Origin of the sequence: Pragia fontium (assembly GCF_900638655.1) — a bacterium.
Lineage (GTDB): Bacteria > Pseudomonadota > Gammaproteobacteria > Enterobacterales > Enterobacteriaceae > Pragia > Pragia fontium.
Map to the genome: position 1 here is coordinate 724,854 of NZ_LR134531.1, position 21,098 is coordinate 745,951.

Consider the following 21,098-nt stretch of genomic DNA (forward strand, 5'->3'; position numbering starts at 1 on the left):
TTTGGATTGGCTTGCATTTAAAGTCAACTAACGATTATTGACTGTATTTATTGATGTTTTTATTCTTTTTTAAATTTTTTTTGGTCTAATGAAGATGTTTTTAATGGGATGTAATGTTTTAATGTTAAAGGATTAATTTATGTTTTCGCGTTCTTCTGTTTTTCGTTTTAATTCATTCCACAGAGTGTTCTTTCTCTCTTTGCTTTTTTCTCCCACCCTAGGCGCTCAAGATTATATCTTTGATTCTATAGGTTTTTTGTCAGGTGAGAATGATCCTGGTAGTTATGCAACTCATGTTAGCCTCGATGGGAATGTGGTTCTTGGTGCGACCAATAGTAATCGATTTATTTGGTCTCCAGGCAAACAGAAAATTATTGTGCAGGGTGCCGGATTTTCAAATATTGGTCTGACAGGGTTAAGTGCTGATGGTGCTGTCGTTGTTGGTGCGGGTACGAATACTCATGGTCGACGTGAGGCATTTCGTTGGACTGCGGAACAAGGGTTACACTCTTTGGGCTTTTTGGCTGCACCGACAGCTGATAGCTATAGTAGTGTAACCACTGTGAGTAAGGATGGTCTGGTTATTATTGGTGACAGCTCCAATGCTAATACTAATGCCAATAATTACGAACGGGAGGCCTTCCGTTGGACGGAAAGCGGAGGCATGCAAGGGCTGGGTATTCTTGGCGCTAGTCAACATGGATTCAGCAATTCTAATGCGTTGGGTGTTAGCTATAACGGTGATGTTGTGGTTGGCTATTCAACCAGCGCCAGTAGTCCTGATATTCTTCAGGAAGCGTTTATCTGGACGGCCTCGGAGGGTATGCAAGGCCTTGGTTTTATTGATGGCGGTGGTAAAGAACCTCAAAGTATGGCTGTTTATCTAAGTGATAATGGGTCAGTGATAGCGGGTAACAGTACCAATGCCAGCAGTAATATGGAGGTTTTTTACTGGACTAAAGAGAAAGGAATGCAGGGCCTGGGCTTTATTGATGGTGGGGGCTTAGTGCCGAAAAGTCTGGTTAGTGGTATGAGTGCTGATGGTTCAGTGATTACTGGTATCAGTACCACGGCTAACAGTATTAATGATAGTTCTTACCAACAGGCTTTCCGCTGGACGGCAGAGACAGGCCTGGTGGGTCTTGGCTATCTGGGGATTGGCACCATCGAACCAGCAAGTATAACTCGGGGTATCAGCGCTGATGGTTCCACAATCATTGGTGCCAGTACTACCGCTGATGATGGTATGGCGTTATTTGTATGGCGCAATGAAACAGGTATGTTTAATTTGCTCGATGCTCTGGCAGATGATGGTATTGATCTTAGTGACTGGCAGATGGCTGATATATCAGGCGTCTCCGGTAATGGGGAAGTGATTTCTGGTACCGGATCTAATCCAGAAGGTATGATGGAGGGGTGGTTAATTCGTCTACCTAAACCGGAAGTGACGCCAGAACCGCCAGGCCCTGAAGATCCCGAGCCCGAAGATAAGCCACAACCACCGATTCCACCGATTACGCCTCCGGTTGGTTTCCTATCTCTCAATGAACTTAATCGCTCAATGTCAGATATGGCCTATGTACCGATGTCCGGTTTATCCGTTGCGCAGGGCGCTTTGCAGGATCAGCGATTTATCTCGACAGAGCAGTGTGCATCAGAAGGTATAAGTGACAAACGCTATTGTACGTTTATTACCGGTGCCGGGGAGTTCTGGCGTGGTGATGGCACTCAGGGGCGTGGTTCTGTGGGTGTAGCGGTTGCATTATCGCCCTCGCTAAGCTTGGGCGTGAGCGCTTATCTGGGTAATCAACATTATGATCTGCGTTTAGACGGCAAGAATAAGATGGACAGCTACGGTGGGGCGATGTTCCTGAATTATTCTGAGGGGAAACAAGGCCTGCGTGCTTTTGGTGCGGTGACCGCCAGTCATCTGGATTACGATTTACGTCGTCACTATCGCAATGGCTCTTACAATATTAGCCGTTCTTCTGGTGAAAGTTCGGGACACGCTATTGGCGGCATGGTAAGGCTTGGCTGGGCGTTTAGCCCACAAGACAGAATATCGGCCATCCCTTTTGCGGAATTGAGCTGGGCTAAGGCGACGATGAAGGGCTATCGTGAACATAGCGGCACCTTCCCCATTGATTTTGATGACCGCAAAGCCAATGAAACGGATATGCGTTTGGGCAGTGAGCTGCGCTATGACCTGACGGATGCAATAAACGTTAACGGTGGTGTCGCATGGGTTCATCGGCTGTCGGGAAAGGTTGATCGAGTATCCGGCACGGTAATTGGCTGGTCAGAAACCAGTGTTTCTGCGGCGAAGCTGCCTACAGACTGGAGCGAAGTCTCACTGGGCGCTAGCTATAAGTTAACGCCGGATATGAATTTGTCAGCCTCGACGACCTCAACTATAGGACGTAGCTACCAACCGGATACCAGCGTCAGAGCAGGTTTTTCCGTGAATTTTTAATCCGAGATAAGAAGTCTAAAACCGGAATGTTTACGTGAGTAGCCATTCCGGTTTTTTTAACCATTTTTTATGGTTTCGCTGGGTATATAAGACGCCCGTCTTTCTGCTTGAACCTGCTAATTTAATTATTCTATTTATAAATTAAAGGTATAAATAATTTTTATATTCAGAATAACTGGTTAATATAATCAATATTATTAAGTTATTTTTTTTTGTTATTTTGATAACGCTTTCGGTTTTTTTATCTTTGTGTTTTTCAAGGTTTTTTTATATGATTTTGTTTTCGTTAATTGATATGATGAATGGGTATTTTTTATTTTAAATAAATTTTTTATTTAAGGGATTAAATTATGCCTTCATCCTTGGCTATTTTCCGCATTACTCCATTAAACAGCTTAATTTACCTGTCTTTATTTTTATCCCCAACGCTAAGTGCGCTGGATTATTCTTTTGACCGTATTGGTTTTTTACCCGGTGAAGAAAATACCTCGAGTATGATATCGCATCTCAGTCGTGATGGCAGTACGGTTATTGGTGCTGCGGTAAACGGTGGATTTGTCTGGTCTACCGGTAATTCAATGATTGATGTACCAGGGTCGGTATTTACAAATGTCTACTTATCCGGGGTTAGTGCCAATGGCGCAGTGGTTGTCGGTAGTGGGAGCCACAACGCCAGCTATGAAGCATTTCGTTGGACCGCTGAAAAAGGGGCACAGTCTCTCGGGTTTCTGACGCCAGTTGGTGATAACAACTATAGCGGTGCAGCCGCCGTTAGTCAGGATGGTCAGGTGGTTGTTGGTTCCAGCAGGAATGTTAGTAATGAAATGGAAGCCTTTCGCTGGACGGAAGACGGTGGTATGCAGGGGTTGGGCTTTCTGGGGGCTAATCACTCGGGAAGTCGTTTATCTGCTGGGCTGGTGACTAACTACAGTGGGAATACGGTGGCCGGGCATTCAACCAATGCAACCAGACCTAATATTTTTAGAGAAGCTTTTATTTGGACTGAGTCTGAGGGCATGCAAGGCCTTGGTTTTATTGGTGATGGTGGTACTGCTCCACAAAGTGCAGCCAGATATTTGAGTGATGATGGTCTTGTGGTAGCGGGAGAGAGCTCTAATGCCAACGATCACACAGAAGCGTTCCGTTGGACCAAAGAGCATGGTATGCAGGGGTTGGGTTTTATTGGTGATGGCGGCACCACACCTAGCAGCTCTGTCGCCGGTATGAGTAGTGATGGCTCAGTGATAGTGGGGGCGAGTACGACGCCGATAATCAGTACGGATGGCATATATTATCAACAGGCTTTTCGCTGGACAGAAGAAACCGGCATGGTTGGACTTGGCTATCTGGGCATCGGCAACATTGGGCCGATCAGTATGGCGCGAGGTATTAGTGCCGATGGTTCTACTATTATTGGAGCCAGTACCACCGCACAGGATAAAATTGACCTATTTGTATGGCGTAGTGATACCGGAATGTTCAGCCTGGTGGATTTTATGTTTGCCCAAGGTATAGACCTGAGAGATTGGGTGATGGCCGATGCCTCTGGTGTATCGGGTAATGGCGAGATCATTTCTGGTGCTGGATATAATCCAGATATGGCAATCGAAGGTTGGCTAATCCGGCTTCCTAAACCTTCCGTTACACCTGATCCTCCGACAGATCCTGAGAAAACCGATCCGGAGGATAAGCCAAAACCACCTGTGACACCACCGGTAGGTTTTATCTCGGTTAGCGAACTTAATCGCTCGATGTCAGATATGGCCTATGTGCCGATGTCGGGTTTATCCGTTGCCCAAGGCGCTTTGCAGGATCAGCGCTTTATTTCGACAGAGCAGTGTGCATCCGAAGGCGTAAGGGACAAACGCTATTGTACCTTTATTACCGGTGCCGGGGAGTTCTGGCGTGGAGATGGTACCCAAGGTCGTGGTTCCGTTGGCGTGGCGGTTGCATTATCACCTTCTCTAAGTCTGGGCGTGAGCGCTTATTTGGGTAATCAACATTATGATCTGCGTTTGGACGGCAAGAATAAGATGGACAGCTACGGTGGGGCGCTGTTCCTGAATTATTCTGAAGGTAAACAAGGCCTACGTGCTTTTGGTGCAGTGACCGCCAGCCACCTGGATTACGATTTGCGTCGTCACTATCGCAATGGTTCTTACAATATTAGCCGTTCTTCCGGTGAGAGTTCGGGGCACGCTGTTGGTGGTATGGTACGTCTTGGCTGGGCATTCAACCCGCAGGAAAGCGTCTCGGTGATCCCTTTTGCCGAACTGAGCTGGGCTAAGGCCACGATGAAAGGTTATCGCGAACAGGGCGGCACCTTCCCCATTGATTTTGATGGTCGTAAAGCCAATGAAACGGATATGCGTTTGGGTAGTGAGCTGCGCTATAACCTGACGGATGCAGTAAACGTTAACGGTGGCGTCGCATGGGTACATCGCTTATCGGGGGAGCTAGATAGAGTATCCGGCACGGTGGTAGGTTGGTCAGAAACCAGCGTTTCTGCAGCCAAACTGCCAACCGACTGGAGTGAAGTCTCGCTGGGGGCCAGTTATAAGTTAACGCCAGATATGAATGTATCCGCTTCGACCACCTCAACCATAGGGCGCAGTTACCAACCGGATACCAGCGTCAGAGCGGGGCTCTCCGTAAGTTTTTAATTGATAGTTTCAGATTAAACCCGGTATCTTTCTCTTTGTTAAAGATATCGGGTTTTTGCCTTCTTGAGTGGGAATCATGTCGCTGTCGGTTTGGTACAATTATTTTAATCAGATAAACGATAGGATTTGTCGGTTCTTACTAACCGGAGATAAATCAATGTCTGATGTTTTAAAAGCTGCTTTTATTTTTGTTTCCCCGACTGCTAATTGCCAAATTGATTGGGCTTGGGTAAAAACTGATGATGTCCATGTGAAAACCATTGCGGTAAAAAATTATCAGCAAGCGTGTGAGCTGATTGATGATCTATGTCAGGAGGGCATTAAAGCGATAGAGCTCTGTGCTGGATTTGGTCATTTAGGTGTTGCACATATGGTCGAGGCTGCGAAAGGCCGAGTGGAGATGGGTGTTGTACGTTTCGATCCTCATCCAGGATTAGGATTTGTCAGCGGCGATCGCCTGTTCAATCAATCTACGATAACTGAGAAAAATCGGTTATAAACTGAAGACATGTTACAACAGATAAGATTACCATGCCGTGTGCTATCGCCTTGGATAGCACACTATTGGCACTGGCATTTACCTTCCAATACTTTATTACCTGAACTCTTTCCCGGTACGGGTGGGGAATTGTTGTTTAATTTAGGCGTATCATTACGTCTGGATATTCTTCCTCTGGATAGCGATATCATTAGCAATACTTATCTGATAGGGACTGGGCATCTATTTTTACTTAGTCCGCGTCGGGCAAGACTGCGCATATCACCACAACTAACCCAATCAACAGTAAAATTTATTTCTGCTCGCTTACGCTGTGGGACGAGTTTCCCCTTGCTGGGCATATCTCTGGCTGAATTAAGAGAAATGCCGCTATCTTTGAATGACCTGATATTAAAACATCCTATTCCTGATTTGTGGCACTTACCTTTTATTGCCCAAGTAAACCATCTGGAACAGTGGCTGATTAAGATGTTGGACAAACATATTACGGATGTTCCAGATATGGCATTGGCTGCTAACCGGCTTTATTACGGAGATAGTTTATCAACGGTTCGTCAGGAGCTTGCCCTGAGTGAGCGAACCATGGAACGGCATATTAAACACTTTATTGGCGTCGATGCTCGCTATTTTTGTCGTACGGCAAAATTTCAGCACACGCTACGGCAGATATTAGCCGGACAAACTATGCTGGATGGCGCACTCAATCATGGTTATACCGATCAGTCCCATTTTATTAAAACGTGTCGGTTTTTCACTGGGTTAGCGCCTGGGGAATTATTGACTAAGCAATACCGACGATTGAACTATTATCAACTGACGGATTGTTATTCTGAGAGTAAATAGGACTGAATAGGCTGTCTACATCATTATTAATAAGTGTGTAAATACTTTGATTTATAGGTTGAATTTTTGATTTAAGTATTTAAGTTTTAATCGAAATTGAGTGAGTTAAGTAGATGAAATCATGGTTTGTATCACTTATGATAAAGTTAACCAACCTATTTTTACTATATAAAAATGATGATATAAATGATTTTATTTTGTTAAATTTAGATTGCAGTCAAGTTGATTGCAATGAGATAAAGCCCATGCTAAAGATGTGGAATATTAATTTTTAATAATTAATGACAGAGAATTACGCATAAGCCGTATGGGGCTTTTCATTAAAATCATCAAAAATAAAATTAATAATTTAAGGTATTCATTGATATTATTTTCTGATATTTGTCTGTTTTGAAGTTTAAAATTCTATTTTATTGCCTGTGTGAATAATTTTAAAAAATAACCCAATCTTATGAATATATTTTAAATAAGGCTTTATTGCTTGTTTTTTAATGAGTTAAGATTTCGTCAGGCGTTTACAGCTTATTTTGGCTATGATAAATTTACAATATAAGTGCTGAACTGTGTTTTTCGTGATTATCTAATTTAAATGAAAATTTATAAACGTTATGAATTTGTCATATTACGTCTGGTTTTCTGTTGTTTCGAATTAAATAAAGAGGGTTTTCGCTCTTGATTATTATCGAAGCAAATGGAAGTAAGAAAATGTAAGTTAAATTAAATTCATATAACAAATAAGCATAGTTAGCAAAAATGTTTTTTTATCAAACTGAGCAGTATATCTGGTGAGCACCAACGTTGTTCAACGAGAAAGGCGGGAAGCGTAGCCACTTATCAATGACTCAGATTGAATTCAGTATGTCAGTAGAGGATTTGTGATGAGATTTTTAAAGCCGGAATGTCCATTTTGTAATAAAAATGGTGAAGTAATTAAGCACGGAGCAGGTAATGCAGGCTTACAGCGTTATCTGTGTAAAGGCTGCAGTAAAACGTTTCAGACCCGTTATTACTATCGTGCCAGCTATCAAAGTATTGATGGTCAAATTCACCAGTTAGTGCAATCTGGCAAGAGTTTGAAAGAAATCAGTGAACACTTGAGAATTAGTGCTGCGACCGTGAATCGACGAGCTAAAAAATTGTGCTGCTGATATGGACGGGTTAATGGGTAAAGCTTGGCGCGATGTTTCAATTATGATGAATAACAAGATAATGCGATAGTCACAAGCTGAGAGCTTGGTTTTACCTTATTTTCCTCCCTTATCAAGATAGGAAAGTCATTTATATTTATAGTTCACATTTACAGCTCATATCTGTTTATTACCCAATCATTATTGTTCTTTGTTAAAACATCACCTGAATTATTTAACTGCAAATAATTTCAATGTTTTTTATTCTTTATAATTATAGTTAATTTTTATTATTAGCAAGCTACTTATAAGTGATGTTTATTTATTATTACTCGGATAACGATAAACAGGTGTTGAGGTTATGGATGCGCATTAAAAATGAAAGTAATTCATTTTATAGGTATCGATCGTAAAATCTAACCTTACGCTTTTATATTGACTATAAATATCTATTTGTATTTCTATTCATATATAAAATATGGGGAAATATTGATACTGCAATGTTGAAAGATGGAATTTTGATGTGAAAAAAATAGGACAGATAGTTAAAAAATCTATATTAATTATAGTTTTTGATTTTTTAGATCGTTTACATAAGTGGCTCAGATATGATAAATTAAAGTCATAATTAGTGACTTAGCGCACATTAAATTTAATTGTTAAGTAATAAAAACGTATGTGATTATTATCATTTTTCACATATTAGACGTGTTATTTTAAAAATGTTTTTTTAAATAATTATAGTTAGCAACGTTTTCGTTGAAATATTTTTTTGAAACTAGAATAAGGGGTTTTTCTTCCCCCCCTTATTTTATGGGGTAAAAATAGGAAGAGAAAATGCAATGTATCTATCAAAAAATGGAGTTTTTATGAAACTGAAGAGCGTGTTTTTATCTGCCGCTATTGTTGCCGCATTAGGTGCTACATCGGTGCAAGCCGCTTCTAACGGCACCATTAATTTCACCGGTCACATTATTGATAAAACCTGTGATGTCAAAATCGATGGTAAGGCGAGTCCGGGCGCCGTAAATATTGACGCTGTAGATAAAACTGAGCTGTCAACTGCAGGAGCAAAGGCTAAACGTACGGGTTTTAACATTGAACTGTCTAACTGTTCTGGCTCTGCTTCTGTGACTAAAGCTGCTGCCTTCTTTGAAAACGGTCCAACGGTTGATCCAGTTACTTACCGTTTGTTAAATACTTCAGCGGATCCAAAGCCAGCCACTAATGTCCAACTGCAGCTGGTTGATGCCGTGTCGGGTGACCCAATTCAAATAGGTAGTCCAAACCAAAAGGACAGTTCAACCACTTATGATCTGACTTCTGGCTCTGCCACATTGTCTTATGCGGTTGAATATTATGCTACAGGAGCTGCAACACCAGGCCCGGTTACCAGTTCAGTTAACTTCACCATTAACTATATCTAATTGGTGAATTGTTAACATCATACGGTGAATGTTATCAGAGGGTGGCATTAGCTACCCTCTGCATCAGGAAAACAGACCTAATGAAAAGTAATAGAATATATCGTCAACTTGTGGCGTTGGCTTTAGCCTTGACGCTAACTGCGCCGGCCATGGCAGGTATCGTTATCACCGGTACGCGGGTCATTTATCCGGCAAGTGAGCGCGAAGTGATGGTGAAAATTGAGAATAAAGGAAATACCCCGGTATTGGTGCAAAGCTGGGTTGATGATGGTGATGAGAATACAACACCGGAAAATACCAAGGCGCCGTTTACTGTTACCCCGCCAGTTAACCGAGTGAATGCTGGAAAAGGCCAGACTTTGCGCCTGATGTTTACCGGAGCCGATCTACCCAAAGATAAAGAGTCGGTATTTTGGCTTAGCGTGTTGGAAGTACCACCACGCAGTAAAGACGGACAAAATCAATTACAGATGGCGTTTCGTTCGCGCATTAAGATTTTTTATCGCCCACAGACTCTGCCGGGAGATGCCAATGTGGCTGGCAAATTTGTCACTTGGCGCAAGACAAAAGGCGGGCTAGAAGCCAAAAACCCAACGCCTTATCATGTATCTTTAGTTAATATCGCTTCTGATAAAGAAGGCAAAAACATTGTGGCTGAAGGCGGCATGATCTCACCGGGCGAGACGCAGTTTTTCCCAATGAAAAAAAGTCTGAGCACTATTTACCCCTCTTATATCAATGATTATGGCGGTATTTCACCCACACTACAGCAGGTAGCGCCATAACTGGAAATAAGACGAAATATCAGGGAAGGCTCTCTTCCCGATAAAAATGCCCTATTGGTATATTATCTTGAGTGAAAGGAATTCACATGTCAGTTTTTAACCGCTCACTTTCTCCATTGACCGCAGCTCTTCTGTTTTCATTGCCCGCTTGGGCAATGGCAGATGATGATGATATTGAATTTAACCCCCATTTTATGAGTCTTGGCAGCCAGCAGCGCATCGATTTAAAGCGCTATAACCAAGACTTGGTACCAACCGGTAGTTACCGTGCGGAACTGATTGTTAACGGTCGGCGTATTGGGCGTGATGAAGTTATCATTAAAGACCGGATGGTTGACGGTAAAACGGTTTCAAAAATCGATATCTGTATTAAGCGCAGTACGTTGACGGCGTTAGATATCAATATTGAAAAGTTGAGTGATGCGGCACGGAAGCAGATTGCTGATAGTAAGCAGGATGACTGTTTGGCGTTAAATCATTTGTTGCCAGAAAATAGCGTGGCGTTTGACTCTAATGATTTAACGCTAAATCTGGATTTACCACAAATTTATCTGATTACTCGCCCGCGAGGTTACGTTAATCCGGAACAGTGGGATCAGGGGATCACTGCGGCAACGCTGGGCTATAACCTGAATGCCAGCCGTACTAGTCATAATAATCAAAACTACGATAATTTATACAGTAATTTGAATGCTGGCTTTAACCTGAAGGGCTGGTATTTGCGCCATAACGGCGTATATACCAAGGCCGGTAATAGTAACAGCCAGTACAATAATCTTAACACCTATGTGCAGCGCGATATTCCGACAATACAAGGGCGTCTGCTGGTGGGGGATGCCAATACCAAAGGGGAATTGTTCGACACGCTGTCGTTTCGCGGGGCGCAAATTGCCAATGAAGATCAGATGTTGCCCAATGCGTTACGCGGTTATGCACCTGTGGTGCGCGGTAGCGCCAGAACAGCAGCGAAGGTCGTGATTCGCCAGAGCGGCAATGTGATTTATGAGAAAAGCGTAGCTCCGGGACCATTTGAGATAAACGACCTGTATCCAACCGGTTACGGCGGCAATCTGGATGTCACCATTGAAGAAGCCGATGGAACATCACAAAATTTTCAGATGCCCTACGCTTCAACCAGTAATTTGCTGCGTCCAGGGAGTCAACATTACAGCCTGACCTATGGCAAGTTACGTAATAATACTCTAAGAAGTGAACCGCTGCTGGTTGAGGGGACTTACAGCCGTGGTATTAGAAATGGACTGACGTTGTACAGCGGTGTTCAGGGTAATAAAGACTATCAAGCGCTTCAGGGGGGCGCATCCATTGGTACGCCTATTGGTGCATTTTCTTTGGATGTGACTCATGCCAAAACCGAGCTGGGTGAGGTTCAGGGTGTCGATCAGGGCTCGTCATCGGGCGAGAGCTATCAGGTTAAATACAGCCAGAATATTGAGACTACCGGTAGTAATCTCTCGGTGGCGGCTTACCGTTTCTCGACCGACGGTTATATGGATTTTATCACCGGCATGTCTACTCGCGAGATAGTTCAGGATGGTTACGATCGACGCGCTATTCGTCGGGCAAAAAATCGTTTTACCCTTACTGCTGCCCAGAGCTTACCGGAAGGTTATGGCCAGTTTTATGCCAGCGCCTGGCAACAGGCTTACTGGAATGATGATAAGAGCGATCGTCAATATCAGTTTGGTTATAATCATCGCTATAAAAGCCTGAGCTATGGCCTGAGCTTGACTCGCAATCAGGATGCTTTTGGTCACTTCCAGAATACCTACATGCTAAACATTATGGTGCCGTTGAATAATCTGTTTGGGTTTAACCAAATGGGGATCACCGTTAACCGTGGTCCGGGTAATTCCATGAATGAGCAGATCTTTGCCGGGGGGACGGCTGGTAAAGATCGTCAATACAGCTATAACTTCACTGCCGCTCATAACCGTCAAGGTGGGCAAGGAAAAGCGAGCAGCAACAGTCTGGTGGTTAACGGTTCGGCTCGCACGCCCTATACCACCGTTAGTGGATTGGCGGGAACCAGTAAAGAATATGACACCTATTCAGCCGGTTTAAGCGGCGGGATGGTTGCCCACAGTGGCGGACTGACTTTAACTTCCTACAGCGGGGATACTTATGCGTTGGTAGAGGCCAAAGGGGCGAAAGGTGCCAGTATGGTGAGCTATCCGGGTATCAAGGTAGACAGCTTTGGTTACGCTGTGGTGCCTTATTTAACTGCTTACCAGATGAATGAGGTAGAAATCAGTCCTAAGGGATTGTCTAACAATGTTGAATTGAATCTGACCAGTCAGAAAGTTGCTCCTTACAGCGGTGCGGTGGTGAAAGTCATTTATGACACAACGGTGGGTTATCCGGCATTAATCAACGCGCCTCAGGCTAACGGCAAACCGTTGCCGTTTGGTGCCGATGTGTATGACAGCAATGAGCAACGTATTGGTGTGGTCGGTCAGGGCGGACGCCTGTTTGCCCGAGTGCCAACCATTGAAGGTAAGCTGAAAGTGGTATGGGGCGCTGCGGTGGATCAACAGTGCACTCTAAGCTATCTGCTGCCGAAGAATGCCGATCTGGAAAAGGATAATGTAATCAAGTTTAACTCGGTGTGTCATGAGTAAGCCGCAGTTTGTCTTGTAGCCAACGAATGGGCCAATGACGTTTACTTGCCCCTATTTCTAAGTTGTTATTTCAGTTAACGAATGGATTAGCTATTTCAATGGAACAGAGATTAAATTTTTTACAGCAATATCAACGCGGCGCCAGCTTATTCTGTCAACTGATAGTGAGTTTACTGGTGGTTCTTTCTTTTCAGGCACAGGCAACTTTGTGCGGGCCGTGGGCTCCTGACGATAGTGATAGTGTCATTGTACCACTTATTGGTTCTGGCACCATCACGGCGGGCAATGACTTACCCATCGGTGCGACACTGTATAGGCTATACTATAAGCCAAAACTTATCCGACGCGGTTGGCTTTGTAAGCCCGAAGATGGCGTGCCTAATGCTATGCAGTATACGGGATATATTAAAGCTGAAGCCATTACGATGCCATTTGGGCCACCAATCAATGTGCAAATCAGTGGTGATGGGACTCATTCAGTTTTTCCAACTAATGTTCCTGGTATTGGTTATATCTTGAGCCCTGGTAGTAACACAATAGGAAATGGGATATATCCGTATCTAGACGAAATTAATAATAATCTATAGTCGGGTTCTGGAGGGTATAGTGTTGATGTATCAAATATAGTGATACGATTGGTTAAGACTGGTCCTATTCCTTCATCTGCACAGGTTTTAGCGTCTTCTTTCCCCACCATTCAGTTTTCAGAAGGTGGTATCTTACCCACTAAGTATGAGCATATTTTTCTGACGATAGGTTTTTCGGGCACGCTAAATGTGGTTAACGGTACCTGTCTGGTTGAACAACCTGATGTTAGCGTTAGTTTAGGTACGCATGATTTTAGCAACTTTACCAAAGTTGGCTCTGCAACTAAATGGCAAGACTTTAAGATAACCTTGAAAGACTGCTCGCCTTTTTATGGCTCTTATCCTAATCCTTCGGATTTAGGGTATTCAGCGGTTGATGGCATTATCAGTAATAAAGCACCTATTCCGAATCAGATAAAGCTTGCTTTGACGGCAGTGTATGGCTCTGACGAGCGGAGAAAAGTTGCTTATCTGGACGGTGAAGAGGGTTCCGCGGTTGGGATTGGTGTTCAAATAACGCGGCAAGATATTTCAGCCGCTTACCCTCTTACGGGAACAAGTTGGCCGGTTCCAATACAGCTTAGTCAGGTTGATGGTGCCAGTTATGATGTGCTGTTAAAAGCGCGCTATTACCAGTATCAGGAAACTATTCAGGCAGGCAAAGCCAATACTTCGGTCATGTATACCATTAGTTATCATTAGCCCTATATAAGAGCGTTACTCTTTATCTCCAATGGTATTGCTTAATCCCCTGAGGTTATAGCTTCAGGGGGTACCCCGTTAGATCATTGAACCGTTTATTCCACAGTAGTCATAGCTACTGTATCTGGAACATTAAGACGAATTGGCTACCTGACGTTGACTTTCTACTTTGTATAATGAGCTAGCATGACATCAAGGTGAGTGGCTAGCAAAAGTGCGGGATGGCAATAGAATCAGTTCAACGTTGATATAGACAGGCTTAATGCCAACCAGAATGCGTTAATCGGCCGCATCGTGCTTAACTTAATCTGTTATATCAACGTTTGATATATAGAGCAGAATTCAATCTGACTCTCCTCAGCATCAATGTTCAGATGGTAGCTACAGTTAAAAGTGTGAGTATTTCCATCTGATATGATTAAAGCACTATTAAAACCGACCAGTATTAAATTGGAAAACGGTAATCGCAGATTTCTGCTGAAACATCCGTATATTGAGTTTGTCAGATAAATATAGGGTCAGTTTTATCATGGAGCTTGATAAAATCTATATTATAGACAAGCTCAGTCGCTGGAATATTTCCAGTAATCCTCGTTCGATTTTAATTTAATGCAATACAGAGTACTTATTTATTACATGGCAACCCGATTACTTTCGTTGTAAGGGAAAGTGGTATAGATATACTTGGTTTGGAATGTTTTATTACAGTGCATGCAGCGATAGCGTCTGGCACCTGTTTTTCCTGTTCCATGGTTACGGATGTGTGTGTTTTTTTCACAATACTTACATTTTGGTAATTCGGTTGGTTTTAATTGTTTCCACATACTATTTACCTTCTTGAATTTATTTTTGGCTTAAAGAATAACGATCAACATGATTTTATATTGAGTTAATTTATGGCTTCTTCTTATGTAGTTTCTTATATCCTTATAATCGGGGTTTGCTAATTAATATGACTATCGTTATCACGTATTTCTTATTGCATAAGAATGTTTGATTATGTGGTCATCATATAGCGGGAGATAATTACCTTTTATCTCTTACCGTATGCAACAAATCATACCGAATAATTTTATCGTTGTTTATGTTCAATTATTAAAAACGCAACAATAGTTTTTTGTTTTCAAAATTAAATCAATATAGATAATTGGCATATTTTTTCATTATAAATAGATTTAAACTCTGAATAATTAGGTGGTAAACGCCAAATATGATGCTTTTATGCTGTTTGTTAAAGTTTAAAAGAATGTGTTTGGCACTTCCTGTCTATCAGCATACATAAGTGGTGGTGATATAAGGATTTTTTTGTATTATAGTCGTTGTTATTAATTGGTTGGTTGGTTTAAAAGTTTGTTAAATTTTACTTTTTGGATTTAAATTCTATTGTATTGTTTTTTAACCCAGATATTTCATAATGTTACACATCCAACAAACAATAAAAATAATGGCTGTGTTTACAACATATTATGGTAGCTGATAACGATAACAATTTAGGAGACATCCCATAAGCAGGCATAATGATGAGGGTATGATTATCATTTGTTAATAGTAAGCAAATCATGGCATTTATAAAGCAGATTTCTCAGTTATGCTAAAATGGATTAGTATGAGTCAATAAACGTGTGGTAAAGGTATTTTTAGATGTATTATCAAATAGATGACATAGTGGGATTTAATCCGGAAGATGGAACCTTGTGGTCACTCTTGGAGCCTGGGGAGTTAGTGACGATACCAAGACTGGCATCTATGCTGCTAGAACTATTAATCATCAATAATCAAAAATCTTTATCACGTGATTTTTTTATGAACGAGCTTTGGGAGAGTAAAGGCTTAGTAGCATCAGGAAATAATCTTAATAACTACATTTCTATCATAAGGCGAACGCTTAGCACATTGGGCATTGATGATATTATTAAGACGATACCAAAACACGGCTTTAGCTTTGAAGCTAAGCATATTCAGCGCTTTGATGAGGAACATCGTAGCGTTGACGAAGAAATTAAGGTTGAAGAGGCACCCATCCCGCTTAATCCTAAAGTGCCTGCCAACAAAAAGAAAATTGCCATCGTTCTTCTGATTGTTATTGCCGTGATTTCTCTTGCTGTCTACTGGAAGCAGAAGAAAGAGCATGAATTTAGCAAAACCGTTCGTTTAGGAAAAATTGAAAACTGTAATATTATGGTGGTATGGAACGGTCAGTCTAATGACTATGGTTTAGACACGGTGCAGAACAGCTTAAATAAATTAGCGGCTAGTCATTTTATCGATTGTAAAAGAAAATCGACCCTTTATTACTATAAAGCGAATCCGGCCAAAACGCCCAGAGTGATCGAAAAAAGAATGATGATAGCTCAGTGCCCTGAGGTTTTAGATAATAATGTAGTATGCAAAAGCTATCTTTTTAATGAGACAAATTATGGGTAAGATTAAATTATTTTTTATTTCTATTATTGCGATTTTATTTGTATGTATCGCTATGTTCTATTTTTTTAGACCAACCTCTCTTGATTTAAACGAATTTGAGTGTAAAGCAGAAATAAATATTGATGAGGTAAGCGACGAGATTATTTATAAAAATTTAAAAATATCTTTATTATTTAAAGATAGCCAGCATGGAATATTTAATATTTATGGCTATGTTGATAGCCCATCGAAAAAGCCCACAAAAGTTGCCAGAATAGTTAATTTTAACTATGTGAGTACCGGTAACCGCATTCAAATAGAGCAGGGGCGTATTGATAAATATAACAACGATACGGCTTCAGACGATCTTCTTCCGGAGTTTTTAAGTAATCGAACGGCTGTTTTTCGTATCGAACAACTGAATGTCGTTGATTATATTATCTATGATGACGTATCGCCGGTTTTTGTATGTAGCAGAACTTATTAGTTATTATCTTAATCATAACCTCTGATAACAGAGGCTATGATGATATTGAGTGCAGAATTAGAAGCTAAAACGATAGCCGCCATTCACCTGATGCTGGTTAAACTTATTGCCGGTAGCGCTATCAACGTCCAGATAGAAAGTGTGTGCTTTACTTAGCTGTGCACTGACGCCAACGCCGTTATTCCACCAGTTACCTTTGAAGGTATGCTGTTCCTGAGAACCGTTTAATCGATAATCCACATTGCCATCAAACTCGCGAACCAAGCCGGTCTTCAGATAAACGTTAACTTGATTATCTCCAGCGTTGAGCTCATAGCCAAATAAGGTACTGACTCGGCCCAGCATTGACTCATAGCTGCCTAGGTCAACGCGCAATCCGTTAGACGCAGTAATGTTTGTTGCGGCCTGATGGCCATAGGTAAACTGAACTTGAGGTTCAATATAAAGACCGTTATTTGTCTCACTCAGATTAAACTTATGGCCGCCCTCTAATGAAAGGCTTAAACCGTCTGAACTGCCGTTACCGCTGACTCGCTCATTCTGACTGTCTTTAACGTTAAAACTGTTTTTCAAGCGAGCATATTTGGCGGTAGCATTCAGATAGGCGCCATTATGACGAATATAACTCGCGTAAAGACCGGCGTTGCTGGATTTGGTACTGCCGTCACCAGAACGATAATTCGGGCTACCTTGAGTTTGCCCCATAAATAGGCCAACAAAGATCGGTGATTCAATAGCGAGTCGTTTATCAACGCCGATCTGCATGCCCTGATAAGTCATGTCAAACTGACTGAGCTTGCCGCCAGCAAATGAATCGAACTTACCGGCAAAACCGCGTAGCCACATATTCCCGTGCTCGCTATTCTGACGCAGATCTCCCATGCGTTGCAGTAAGGTTTGGTTCTCCGCATAACTCATCAGATAGCCAACGTTGAGAAAATTAGCGCTAGCGTCTGCGGTGGTCGTGATTTCTGGTTCTGGATGAGTAGTGCCAGTGCCCGGATCTGTTTCTGGACCTGTCTCTGGACCTATTTCCGGATCGGTGCCCGGATCGGTTTCAATGACTGCACCGAAGAGCTCCCAGTTATTACCGGTTTTTCTCAGATCGTATTGGTATCCACCTAATTCAACCTTACTATTCATGGCAAATTGGCCATTACCATCAGAGGTTTCAACCAGCGTTAACGTTTCGGTACCGTTGGTTGCAGCAGAGCCATTATTTAACACGGTTAACGTATGACTGCCTGAGGTTGTACCGATAATTTTGAGTAAATCCCCTTGATTGCTACCGGTGCCATCACCAACAAGGTTGGTACGCATCACAAACGATCCTGAGCCACTTAAATCTTCAACCATCAGTAGGCCATAGGGGGTGTTACTGGTTTGATAAGCGACGGTACCGCTGCCGCTTAAGGTATCAATATAGGAGTTCCCTGTCATATTCCAACTAGCACCAGATGCCATATTAACCTTGATTTTAGCCACAGGATGATCTGACGGTCTAGGGATGATGCTGTGGTTATCTATGGTACTGGTCACGGTCGAACCGGATAATAAATTTAAGTTAATGACGCCTGTATTATACCCTGAGATATTGCCAACGATGGTGCTTTTGCCATTAATATTAATGGTGCCGGCGGTAGCGTGAATTGCATTATATGTACCACCATCGGTATTTTTTGAGACAATACGGCTGTCGCCATTAATGGTAAGATTTAAGCCATGCATTGATGCGCGAATGGTTGGTCCATTCTCCGTCACAACGTCCAGTCCTTGATTAAATAAAATAGAAGCGCCTGAATTCGGGGTGGCATTTTCCATTTGCTCTGCAAGTATACCTACGCCGCCAGTTTCCTTTATATGAATCGCGACCTTACCGTTAAAGGTTAACTCTCCCCCTTTTCCAGTCGTATCATTGTCATTTAGAACGACTATCCCAAAGTTACGGGATCCCAATGCATTAATGGTGACATCATCTTCAAACTTGGCAGAAGAACTACCAGCATTACTGCTGTATGCCATAATGCCAACAAAGGTGTCCAGTGAACTGCTGGTATTATTAATCGTAACCTTATTGTTAAATATGGCATGTCCTTGGTTATCAAGGTGAATAGCTGCGCCATATTTATCGTTAAATATGACACGTCCTTGGTTATCAAGGCCATCTTTAATATTAATGTCCAGATCGCTATTCGATGTTAAATGGCTATTAACAACTCTAATTCCGTATGAGGAATCGTGATTTTTAGCCGCATATGAAGTAATGATGAGTTTATTTGGGCTATTAATCGATAAATTATTTTTGGAGGCCAGAAGGGCGGTTGCTGAAGAGGTAGTTATTGTTGGAACAGTAATTGTAGTCAATATATTGATTTCATCTAGCTCTGAGCTGACGCCCGATGAAGGAAAATCTTTGTCGCCCAGTATTGTTATGGCCATGCTATGTAAAGGGGTTAAAATACCCATGCCAAGAATAAGGCTAAGATGAGTTTTATTATACTTCATGATACGTCCCTGTTTCAGTAACTTTAAGTTTTCTGATTAATTCAATTTGTTGCTTGGTAGTGATTTAAATCAAATCCAATTGACTCATTGGTCTGCATATTATTACAACGCATCGAATACATGCAAGTCTTATCACTGATTCGGTAAGAAATTTGCTGGCAATTTGACCTTAATAAAGGTGTGTCTTTTTTGAATTGATATTAATTATATTTTATAACTTAATATGTTGTAAGTAGTGGGTAACGCTTATTGGTTTCAGACTGATGCTGAACTGAATGTAGATAATATTATTTAATTACACCTTGCTACTCTCGATGAAAAAATATATTAATGCGTTAGTTTTTGGTCGAAATGACCAGTTACTATTACAGGCCGTAAAGATAGGTTAAGAAATTCTGGGTACGGTAAACCAGCTAAAATGGGATGGGATTGCTGATGAGCATAAAACGACTGGGAATAGCGCTATTATTGTGTTTGTTTACCTTATCCGGTTGCGTTTGCGTTTGGGTTTCTGATGGCAATCAGTGATTGATAAATGGCTAATAAGTATTGTTGGGTTCAGCATGATACTGAACCCAATTAAATGATGTAGCCTCTTGTTTGATTAACGATTATTGTTCCTTGCTTGACATGTATGCAGGCGTTAATTTTTGGCCGATTTGCAATGCTTCAGCTACGTTCCTGGCGCAGTTATAGAGATTGTCACCTGCACTATAGAGGGCATCATCCAGCTTGCTTAACCGTGGCAGGATGCTGAATATGGCATCCAGGCCGTGTTGGTGAACAACTTCTGCCCCTTCAGATAATATACCGGCAAAACCAATCACTGGTATGTTATAACGCTGGGCTAACTTAGCGATGCCAATTGGCGCTTTACCGCCAGTGGTTTGCCCATCGATACAGCCTTCACCGGTAATCACCAACTGACAATTGTTCAGTTCTTTTTCCAGACCGATAGCTTCAATCACAATATCAATACCGGAACGTAAACGACCTTTAAGGAACACCTTGGCGGCTACGCCCATTCCTCCGGCTGCCCCACCGCCGTGAATATAGTGGGATTCGATATTGAGCTCGTGCTTAATCACATCAGCATAGTTGGTTAAAGCGCGATCTAACCGTTCGACCATTTCCGGCGTTGCGCCTTTTTGTGGACCGAATACCTGAGCAGCGCCAAATTCACCAATAAGCGGATTATTGACATCACAGGCAATATCAATTTTGCACTCGTGGATTCGGGGATCTAATTCACTGATATCAATATGTGCTAAACGCTCTAGTCCATGGCCGCCAAAAGGAACATCTTTCAAATGGCTATCCATAAATCTGACGCCCAGCGCCTGTAGCATACCGATGCCGCCATCAACGGTAGCACTTCCGCCAATCCCCAAAATCAGATGTCTGATGCCTTTATCCAATGCTGAGGTAATTAACTCTCCGGTGCCATAGCTGGTGGCTTCCATTGGGTTACGTTGAGCAGTGGGAACCAGCATTAATCCACTGGCGGCAGCCATCTCAATAATGGCACATTGACCGTCTCCGGTGATGCCATAAAAACTGTCTATTTGTTCACCAATAGGTCCGGTAACGATTAAATGTTCAATATGTCCCTGCGTTGCAGCAACTAATGAATCAACCGTTCCTTCGCCGCCATCGGCAATGGGCAGTTTAATAAATTCAGCATGAGGAAATACCGTTTTAAATCCTGACTCAATAGCCGTGGCGACCTCTTGAGATGTCAGGCTTTCTTTAAATGAATCAGGGGCAATAACTATTTTCATATTTTCTGGATTCCTTATCAGGAATAAATAAACGCAATAGTTCGGACATCTGAATTAATACGAATATTAATTCAGATGTTGCCTATCAATTCTTAAATTTGTATAAAATTTCCAGCAGTAGCCGATAGATACATTCATTATCTATGATTAAAAATATATAACTATTCGACTTTCTTT

15 protein-coding genes are annotated in these 21,098 nt (G+C 42.0%); 12 read left to right on the plus strand and 3 right to left on the minus strand.

The features are described from left to right. The first annotated feature begins 139 nt into the window (after positions 1-139). From EL341_RS02920 to EL341_RS02965, 10 genes are all read left to right on the plus strand, one after another. Positions 140-2,473 carry an autotransporter domain-containing protein gene (locus EL341_RS02920; RefSeq protein ID WP_074820294.1) on the plus strand — a complete coding sequence of 778 codons (2,334 nt, stop codon included), beginning with the start codon at positions 140-142 and terminating at the stop codon, positions 2,471-2,473. Positions 2,474-2,823: 350 nt separating this feature from the next. Continuing rightward, entirely contained in the window at positions 2,824-5,136 is a 2,313-nt protein-coding gene (locus tag EL341_RS02925) for an autotransporter domain-containing protein (RefSeq protein WP_126466970.1), read from the plus strand. Between the two features lie 157 nt (positions 5,137-5,293). After that, on the plus strand, positions 5,294-5,635 hold the full coding sequence (locus tag EL341_RS02930; protein WP_126466972.1) for a DUF6506 family protein: 342 nt from the start codon (positions 5,294-5,296) through the stop codon (positions 5,633-5,635). 9 nt (positions 5,636-5,644) lie between these two features. Next, positions 5,645-6,478: an AraC family transcriptional regulator gene (locus EL341_RS02935; protein WP_074820290.1), complete on the plus strand. Its 834-nt coding sequence runs from the start codon at positions 5,645-5,647 to the stop codon at positions 6,476-6,478. 878 nt (positions 6,479-7,356) lie between these two features. After that, positions 7,357-7,626, plus strand: coding sequence for a transposase-like zinc-binding domain-containing protein (locus EL341_RS02940; RefSeq protein ID WP_047779981.1), 270 nt, complete (start codon positions 7,357-7,359; stop codon positions 7,624-7,626). 848 nt (positions 7,627-8,474) lie between these two features. Next, positions 8,475-9,032 (plus strand): fimbrial protein, encoded by a 558-nt coding sequence (locus EL341_RS02945; protein WP_083399611.1) that lies wholly within the window; start codon positions 8,475-8,477, stop codon positions 9,030-9,032. A gap of 80 nt (positions 9,033-9,112) precedes the next feature. Further along, positions 9,113-9,817: a fimbrial biogenesis chaperone gene (locus EL341_RS02950; RefSeq protein WP_074820289.1), complete on the plus strand. Its 705-nt coding sequence runs from the start codon at positions 9,113-9,115 to the stop codon at positions 9,815-9,817. Between the two features lie 86 nt (positions 9,818-9,903). Beyond that, on the plus strand, positions 9,904-12,456 hold the full coding sequence (locus EL341_RS02955) for a fimbria/pilus outer membrane usher protein (RefSeq protein ID WP_164720433.1): 2,553 nt from the start codon (positions 9,904-9,906) through the stop codon (positions 12,454-12,456). Positions 12,457-12,554: 98 nt separating this feature from the next. Continuing rightward, positions 12,555-13,043, plus strand: a complete 489-nt coding sequence (locus EL341_RS02960; RefSeq protein WP_126466976.1) for a hypothetical protein — start codon at positions 12,555-12,557, stop codon at positions 13,041-13,043. Positions 13,044-13,091: 48 nt separating this feature from the next. Further along, entirely contained in the window at positions 13,092-13,745 is a 654-nt protein-coding gene (locus EL341_RS02965; protein WP_164720434.1) for a fimbrial protein, read from the plus strand. Positions 13,746-14,377: 632 nt separating this feature from the next. Here EL341_RS02965 and EL341_RS02970 read toward each other — a convergent pair. Then, the gene (locus tag EL341_RS02970) at positions 14,378-14,569 is read right to left on the minus strand and encodes a hypothetical protein (protein ID WP_126466981.1); all 192 of its coding nucleotides are present in this window, start codon (positions 14,567-14,569) and stop codon (positions 14,378-14,380) included. 817 nt (positions 14,570-15,386) lie between these two features. Between EL341_RS02970 and EL341_RS02975 the strand changes: the two genes are divergently transcribed. Both EL341_RS02975 and EL341_RS02980 read left to right on the plus strand, forming a co-directional pair. Then, positions 15,387-16,169: a winged helix-turn-helix domain-containing protein gene (locus tag EL341_RS02975; RefSeq protein WP_126466983.1), complete on the plus strand. Its 783-nt coding sequence runs from the start codon at positions 15,387-15,389 to the stop codon at positions 16,167-16,169. Further along, complete coding sequence (locus EL341_RS02980; RefSeq protein WP_047779985.1) at positions 16,162-16,635, plus strand: hypothetical protein; 474 nt, start codon at positions 16,162-16,164, stop codon at positions 16,633-16,635. Before EL341_RS02975 ends, EL341_RS02980 begins: the two co-directional genes overlap by 8 nt. A 57-nt stretch (positions 16,636-16,692) precedes the next feature. Here the strand turns inward: EL341_RS02980 and EL341_RS02985 are convergent, their stop codons facing one another. Together EL341_RS02985 and EL341_RS02990 are read right to left on the minus strand one after the other, a co-directional pair. Further along, positions 16,693-19,140 carry an autotransporter outer membrane beta-barrel domain-containing protein gene (locus EL341_RS02985; protein WP_074820286.1) on the minus strand — a complete coding sequence of 816 codons (2,448 nt, stop codon included), beginning with the start codon at positions 19,138-19,140 and terminating at the stop codon, positions 16,693-16,695. Between the two features lie 611 nt (positions 19,141-19,751). Further along, complete coding sequence (locus EL341_RS02990; RefSeq protein WP_074820284.1) at positions 19,752-20,921, minus strand: glycerate kinase; 1,170 nt, start codon at positions 20,919-20,921, stop codon at positions 19,752-19,754. Positions 20,922-21,098: the final 177 nt, after the last annotated feature.